This is a genomic window from Microbacterium sp. NPDC055312, assembly GCF_053645675.1.
Genome location: NZ_JBSHMU010000016.1, coordinates 1 through 1,004, shown reverse-complemented (window position 1 = coordinate 1,004; position 1,004 = coordinate 1). Strand labels below are relative to the sequence as shown.

1 rRNA gene is annotated in these 1,004 nt (G+C 54.7%); it reads left to right on the top strand.

Annotated features, from left to right (window positions below):
- Positions 1 to 1,004: ribosomal RNA gene (locus tag ACWIDW_RS14835) — 23S ribosomal RNA — on the top strand; the annotation flags it as partial.

Here is a 1,004-nt window from a genome sequence, read left to right as displayed (position 1 = left end):
AGCTAATCTTCCCTGGGTAAGTCGGGACCTAAGGCGAGGCCGACAGGCGTAGTCGATGGACAACGGGTTGATATTCCCGTACCGGCGAAGAACCGCCCCAGTCAATCCAGTGATGCTAAGTGTCCGAAGCCGCCCATCGAACCCTTCGGGGTTCACCGGGTGGTGGAGCACACGACCCTATGCTGGTGCGGCTAGCGTATTAACAGGTGTGACGCAGGAAGGTAGCCCAAGCCAGGCGATGGTTGTCCTGGTGCAAGTGCGTAGGCCGAGTCATAGGCAAATCCGTGACTCATACAGGCTGAGACACGATGCGGATAAAAAGTGGGTGATCCTATGCTGCCGAGAAAAGCATCGACGCGAGGTTCAAGCCGCCCGTACCCCAAACCGACTCAGGTGGTCAGGTAGAGAATACCAAGGAGATCGAGAGAATCGTGGTTAAGGAACTCGGCAAAATGCCCCCGTAACTTCGGGAGAAGGGGGGCCACCCGCTTATACGGATTCACTCCGAAAAGGGCGTGGTGGCCGCAGAGACTAGTGGGTAGCGACTGTTTACTAAAAACACAGGTCCGTGCGAAGACGCAAGTCGATGTATACGGACTGACGCCTGCCCGGTGCTGGAAGGTTAAGAGGACCGGTTAGCCGCAAGGCGAAGCTGAGAATTTAAGCCCCAGTAAACGGCGGTGGTAACTATAACCATCCTAAGGTAGCGAAATTCCTTGTCGGGTAAGTTCCGACCTGCACGAATGGCGTAACGACTTCCCAACTGTCTCAACCGCGAACTCGGCGAAATTGCACTACGAGTAAAGATGCTCGTTACGCGCAGCAGGACGGAAAGACCCCGTGACCTTTACTACAGCTTGGTATTGGTGTTCGGTGTGGCTTGTGTAGGATAGGTGGGAGACTGTGAAGCCGTGACGCCAGTTACGGTGGAGTCATTGTTGAAATACCACTCTGGTCATATTGGATATCTAACTTCGAACCGTGATCCGGTTCAGGGACAGTGC